Origin of the sequence: Actinoplanes flavus, assembly GCF_017592555.1 — a bacterium.
Classification (GTDB): Bacteria; Actinomycetota; Actinomycetes; order Mycobacteriales; family Micromonosporaceae; genus Actinoplanes; species Actinoplanes flavus.
Window position 1 is genome coordinate 277,430 of record NZ_JAGFNS010000011.1, and the last position, 6,000, is coordinate 283,429.

The 6,000-nt window shown below is 70.6% G+C and carries 4 protein-coding genes; all 4 read right to left on the bottom strand.

Annotated features, from left to right (window positions below):
• Positions 1–21: 21 nt before the first annotated feature.
• Genes J5X75_RS19055 through J5X75_RS19070 form a run of 4 tightly spaced genes read right to left on the bottom strand, consistent with a single transcriptional unit; the run spans position 22 to position 5,868 of the window.
• Entirely contained in the window at positions 22–1,398 is a 1,377-nt protein-coding gene (locus J5X75_RS19055) for a calcium-binding protein (RefSeq protein WP_208468738.1), read from the bottom strand.
• Between the two features lie 34 nt (positions 1,399–1,432).
• Positions 1,433–2,992 (bottom strand): beta-N-acetylhexosaminidase, encoded by a 1,560-nt coding sequence (locus J5X75_RS19060; protein ID WP_307798150.1) that lies wholly within the window; start codon positions 2,990–2,992, stop codon positions 1,433–1,435.
• Between the two features lie 35 nt (positions 2,993–3,027).
• Positions 3,028–4,461 (bottom strand): calcium-binding protein, encoded by a 1,434-nt coding sequence (locus J5X75_RS19065; protein WP_208468740.1) that lies wholly within the window; start codon positions 4,459–4,461, stop codon positions 3,028–3,030.
• A 27-nt stretch (positions 4,462–4,488) separates the two neighbouring features.
• The gene (locus tag J5X75_RS19070) at positions 4,489–5,868 is read right to left on the bottom strand and encodes a calcium-binding protein (protein ID WP_208468741.1); all 1,380 of its coding nucleotides are present in this window, start codon (positions 5,866–5,868) and stop codon (positions 4,489–4,491) included.
• Positions 5,869–6,000: the final 132 nt, after the last annotated feature.

Genomic DNA, 6,000 nt, shown 5'->3' on the forward strand with positions numbered 1-6,000 from the left:
CCTTCCCCCGTACAAAATGCTTCAGTTCTCGCAGTTGATCGCGTTGTCCTCGTCCACGTTGTAGCTGCACGTGTCACCGGAGACGTGTGTGCCGCCATCGACGGTGTCCCGGTCACCGTCGGCAAAGTTGGTGTTGTAGCTGGAGGAGTGGAGTTGGTCGTCGCCCGCGCCACCCTGGATCGTGTCGGAGCCGTAGCCGCCGATGATGACGTTGTTCGCGGCGTTGCCGATCAGGGTGTCCGATCCCCAGCCGCCGTTCAGGTTCTCGACGTCGGCGCCGACCGAGTCGTGCTCGCCCTGGGCGCCGTCGTCGCGGGACTGGCCGTCCAGGTCGACGGTGATCGGCTCCTTGAAACCGGTGTAGTCGACCTCGTCCACGTCGGGGCCGCCGACCAGTACGTCGCCGTAGAGCTTCCCGGGCTTGTGCTCCCACGCGTTGTCGCCGGTCAGCCGGTCGTTGCCGGCGCCGCCGTTCAGCAGGTCGTGCCCGATGTCGCCATAGAGCGCGTCGTCGGCGCCCTGCCCGTAGAGGCGGTCGTTGCCGCCGCGACCCATCAGCAGGTTCCTGCCGGCGGTGCCGATGAGGGTGTCGTTACCGGCGCCGCCGAAGAGGTTCTCGACGTTGGTGGCGATGGTGTCCTTGTCGCCCTTGACGCCATCGTCGCCCTTGACCCCGTCGGCGTCCGCGGTGACCGCCTTCGTCACGTTGCGGTAGTCGACCGTATCCACGCCGGTGCCGCCGCTGAAGAAGTCGGCCTCGGTGCGGCCGCTTGGGAACAGGCTGTCGTAGCCGGACGAGCCGTAGAGCCTGTCCTTGCCGGCGCTTTCCACCAGTGAGTCGTTGTGGGCGCCGCCGTTGAGGATGTCGTCGCCGCTGCCGTCGTACAGCCGGTCGTCGCCGTCGCCGCCGTTGAGGGTGTCGTTGCCGCTCTCGCCGTACAGCCGGTCGTCGACGGCGCCGCCGTCGAGGACGTCGTTGCCCGAGCCGCCGTGCAGGTGGTCCTGGCCCCAGCCGCCTACGAGGTTATCGTCGCCGGTGGAGCCGAACGCGTACACGTGCAGGTCGACCTTGCTGACCAGGCTGTCGTTGCGGCTGCCGAGGTGGATGCTTGCGTACGTGGCGCCGGTGCAGGTCACCTTGGTCTTGTCGCCGGCGACCGCCGTGCAGCCCTTTCCGGCCTTGATCTTGTACTTATCGTTGATGGTCACGGTGCCAAAGATCCCGGTCAATACCACCCGGTTGGCGAGACCGTTGCCGGCCTGGAAGACGAGCTTGCCCCCGGATACCGAGGCCACGCTGGTGGAGGAAGCCTGGGCGGGACCGGCGCCCATCGCGATCGTGGCGGTGGTGCCGAGCAGGGCCACGCCGGCTCTGACCGCCCAGGTGAGTCGAGACATGTTTCTCCCCCGTACCGAGAAATTCATCGATTGATCAGGACCAGTTGATCTGTGGTGAGCGGTGGAATCCCACCCCGTCGCGGATCCAGCGTGGACCGTAGGCGCCCAACCTGGCACGAAAGGATGACCAGTCGTGCGCCGCCCGCGGTGACCAGCCAAGTTCGGCGATCGCCACGAGGCGCGGGAAGGCCAGGAAGTCGATGTCGCCGGAATCCCGGAGGGTCTCGGACCAGAGCGGGGCCTCGACCCCGAGAATCGCGCTTTCCGGTACGTCGGACAGCAGCCGGGCCGGGTCCCAGTCGTACGCGGTCCGGACCTCGATGTACCCGGCCCACGCCAGCCCGCCCGGCGTGAGCATGTCGTATTTCATGTCGAGGTAGGAGCGGTTCGCCGGGGAGAGGACGACCCGGGAGCCGGCGGCCACGGCGGTCGCCACCGAGGGGCTGTTCCGTTCCCGGCCCCAGAACTGGATCACCGCGCCGGCCGCGGACGGGGACTGGGCGATCTCGTGCCAGCCGTACGGGATCTTCCCGTATTTCCGGACCAGCGGCAGCACCCGCTTCTGGAAGGTCAGGTAGCTGCCGTGCGGCGTGGACATCGCCTCGTCCCCGCCGACGTGCAGGTACGGCCCGGGCGTCATCTCGGCCAGCTCACGGATGACGTCCTCGGCGAACCGGTAGGTGACGTCGGCGGAGACGCAGAGGGAGCTGTACCCGACCCGCATGTCGGTCCTTGGTCGCGGCGCCACCCCGTCGCAGGTGAGTTCGGGGTAGGCGACCTGTGCGGCGTTCACGTGGCCCGGCATGTCGATCTCGGGGACGATCGTGATGAACCGGTCGGCGGCGTACCGGACCAGCTCCCGGTAGTCGTCCTTGGTGAGGAAACCGCCGCCGGCGCCGCCCACTCCGGTGCCGGGCGCCCCGCCCACCTCGGTGAGCTTCGGCCAGCTGTCGATCCGGATGCGCCAGCCCTGGTCGTCGCTCAGGTGCAGGTGCAGGTGATTGATCTTGAAACGGCTGAGCTGGTCGAGGTAGCGGCGGATCTCGGCCGGCTCGTGGAAGTGGCGGGCCAGGTCGAGCATGGCGCCCCGGTACGCGTACCGGGGCGCGTCCACGATCGTGCCGGCGGGAAGGACCCAGCGGCGCCGCTGCGGTGCATCCGACTCGATCTCCGGCGGCAGCAGCTGGCGGAGGGTCTGCACCCCGGCGAACAGCCCCGCCGGCCGGGTCGCCCGCAAGGTGACGCCGGCCGGGCCGATGTCGAGGCGGTAGCCCTCGTCCGGATGGCCCGGCTCCAGCACCAGGGCGATCGCCCGCGCCCCACTGTCCGCCACCACCGGTAGTGGGAATCCGGTGCCCGGCCGGAGAGCCTCCGCGAGCCGCCCGGCCACCGGCGCCGCGGCACCGGACGCGGTGATCACGGTGCCGGAGGTGAGCCGGAAGCCGTCACCGGGGGCCGGGCTCGCCTCGGCGACCGCGGGAAGCACGTCGGTCAGGGCGATCACCGGGCGCTCCGGCGGCCGGCTCGCCGAGGCGGTGACCGTGATCAGGGAAAGTGCCGTCACCAGGGCGACGGCCGGGCGGATGAGACGCACCCGCCCGACCGTACCCATGGATCACCAGCCCCGTCTCAGCGCTCGCATCCGGAGAGCACGTCCGACGGGAAGGCGCGGCACAGGTCGCCGGCGGAGTACTGCGAGCCGCCGTCGAGCTGGTCGGCGGCCTGGACACCGGACGGGTCCTCGCCGCTCAGGTCGTCGTCGCCGGCCTCGCCCCAGAGCCGGTCCGCGCCGTCCAGCCCGAGCAGGACGTCGTTGCCCGCACCGCCGCGGAGATCGTTCGCCGACGCGTTGCCGGTCAGCCGGTCGCCGTAGATCGTGCCGAGCACGTTCTCGACGTCGGCGCCGACCGTGTCGCCCTCACCGGACCGGCCGTCGTCGCCGGGCGCGCCGTCGAGGTCGACGATCACCGGGTTGCGCTGACGGTCCGAGTAGTCGACGGTGTCGACACCGCTGCCGCCGCGCACCACATCGGCGGCGATCGGGTCGATGACGTCCGGGCCGTCGTCGCCGCTCTCGGTCTCGGTGAAGTCCGGCTTCACGTGGTCGTCGCCGGCGCCGCCGTCGATCACGTCCCGGCCACCGCCACCGCTGAGCCGGTCGTTGCCGCCGCCACCGGTGATCCGGTCCGCGCCCGAGCCGCCGTTGACGGTGTTGGGTCCGTTGTTGCCGGTCAGGACGTCGTTGCCGAGTCCACCGACGAGACCCTCCACGTCACCGGCGATGGTGTCCCGCTCACCCTTGGCGCCGTCGTCGCCGCGGGCGCCGTCCAGGTCCGCGAAGACGGCGTCCCGGCGGCTCCCGTAGTTCGCGTGGTCGGTTCCCGAGTCGCCGCGCAGCAGGTCGGCGCCGGTGCCGCCGTCGAGGTCGTCGCCATCGGCGCCGCCGTACAGGGCGTCGGTACCGGAACCGCCGGTGAGGCGGTCGATGCCGGAGCCGCCCCACAGGGTGTCGTTGCCCGTGCCGCCGCTGATCAGGTCATGGTCGCCGCCGCCGGAGAGCCGGTCGGCGCCGCTGTTCCCCTCGAGGTGGTCGCGGCCGCCGTTGCCCCAGACGCGGTCGTTGCCGGTGCCGCCGAACAGGTCGTCGGAGAACGTCCCGCCCCGCAGGGTGTCGTTGCCGGTGCCGCCGTGGGCGCGCATCCGGAGGCCGGTGTCGTTCACCAGCGAGTCGGACCGGTCGCCCAGGTCGACCAGAAGGCTCCACTGGTCGATCGTGCCGCTGAACGTACAGCGGATCCGGGTCGCGTCGCCCTTGACCGCCTTGCAGCCCTTGCCGGCCTTGAGCCGGACCCGGTCGTCGACGGTGACCGTCCGGCCGGAACGGGTGACGACCACCTTGTTGGCGGCCTTCCCGGCGGCGGTGTATCTGACCTGGTAGGTGCCGGACGGCAAGCTCACCACGCCGGTCGCGGCGGCCTGCGCCGGTGCCGCCGCCAGGCCGGCCCCGATCGCGGTGGTGAACAGGACGGCGCCGGCGCGTAACGGCAGTGCCCTACGTCCCATGGTGTTTCCTCCCCGTGATCCGAAGTGTCAGCTCTCGCAGTTGACCGCGGTGTCCTCGTCCGCGTTGTAGCTGCACGCGTCACCGGAGACGTGCGTGCCGCCGTCGAGTGCGTCCCGGCCACCGTCGGCCGTGGCGCCCGGTTCGCTGCCGGCGATGAGCCGGTCGTCGCCCGCGCCGCCCTGGATCTTGTCGGCACCCTCGTCGCCGCCGATGATGACGTTGTTCGAGGCGTTGCCGGTCAGCGTGTCCGAGCCGTAGCCGCCGGTCAGGTTCTCGACGTCGGCGCCGACCGAGTCGTGCTCGCCCTTGACGCCGTCGTCGCCGGACCGGCCGTCCAGATCGACGGTGATCGGCTCCCAGTAGCCGTGGTAGTTGGCCAGGTCCACGCCGGGGCCGCCGACCAGCACGTCGCCGTAGAGCTTCTCGGTGTCGTGGTGCACCGAGCCGTCGCCGGTGAGGGTGTCGTTGCCGGTGCCGCCGTTCAGCAGGTCGTGCCCGGTGTCGCCGAAGAGCGCGTCGTCGCCGCCCTGCCCGTAGAGGCGGTCGTTGCCGCCGCCACCGTGCAGGACGTTCCCGCCGGCGGAGCCGATGAGGGTGTCGTTGCCGGAGCCGCCGGAGAGGTTCTCGACGTCGCCGGCGATGGTGTCCTTGCCGCCCTTGATGCCGTCGTCGCCCCGGACCCCGTCGGCGTCCGCGGTGACCGGCTTCTTCGCGCCGAAGTAGTCGACCACGTCGGTGCCGTCGCCGCCGCTGAAGTAGTCGGCTTCGGTGCGGCCGCTCGCGAGCAGGTAGTCGTTGCCGGCCGAGCCGTAGAGCTTGTCCTTGCCGGCGCTCTCCACCAGCGTGTCGTTGTCGGCACCGCCGTTGGACCGGTCGTTGCCGCTGCCGTCGTCCAGCCGGTCGGCGCCGTAACCGCCGTTGAGGTTGTCGTTGCCGCTCTCGCCGTACAGCCAGTCGTTGCCGTCCGCACCGAAGATCGTGTCGTTGCCCGAGCCGCCGTGCAGGTAGTCCTTGCCCTGGCCGCCGGAGAGGTAGTCGTCGCCGGTGGAGCCGAACGCGTACACGATCAGGCCGGTCTTGTTGACCAGGATGTCGTTCTTGCTGCCCAGGCGGATGCTCGCGTACTTGGCGCCGGTGCAGGTCACCTTGGTCCTGTCGCCGGCGACCGCCGCGCAGCCCTTGCCCGGCTTGATCCGGTACTTGTCGTCGATGGTCACGGTGCCACCGGACTCCGTGACCAGCACCTGGTTGGCGAGGCCGCTGCCGGCCTGGAAGACGAGCTTGGAGCCGGACACCGAGGCCGCACCGGTCGAGGCGGCCTGCGCCGGGCCGGCGCCCATCGCGATCGTGGCGGTGGTGCCCAGCAGAGCCACACCGGCTCTGACCGCCCAGGTGAGACGAGACATGGTTTCTCCATAAGGTTGTTGATTGTCTGGGGTTGATGCCCCGGATGCCCGGGACGGTGGGGTGTGGCTGATGGTTTCTTGCCGTTGGGTGGTTCCGAAGGAGTGGCCGCCCTGCCGTTCCCGATGGCCTGG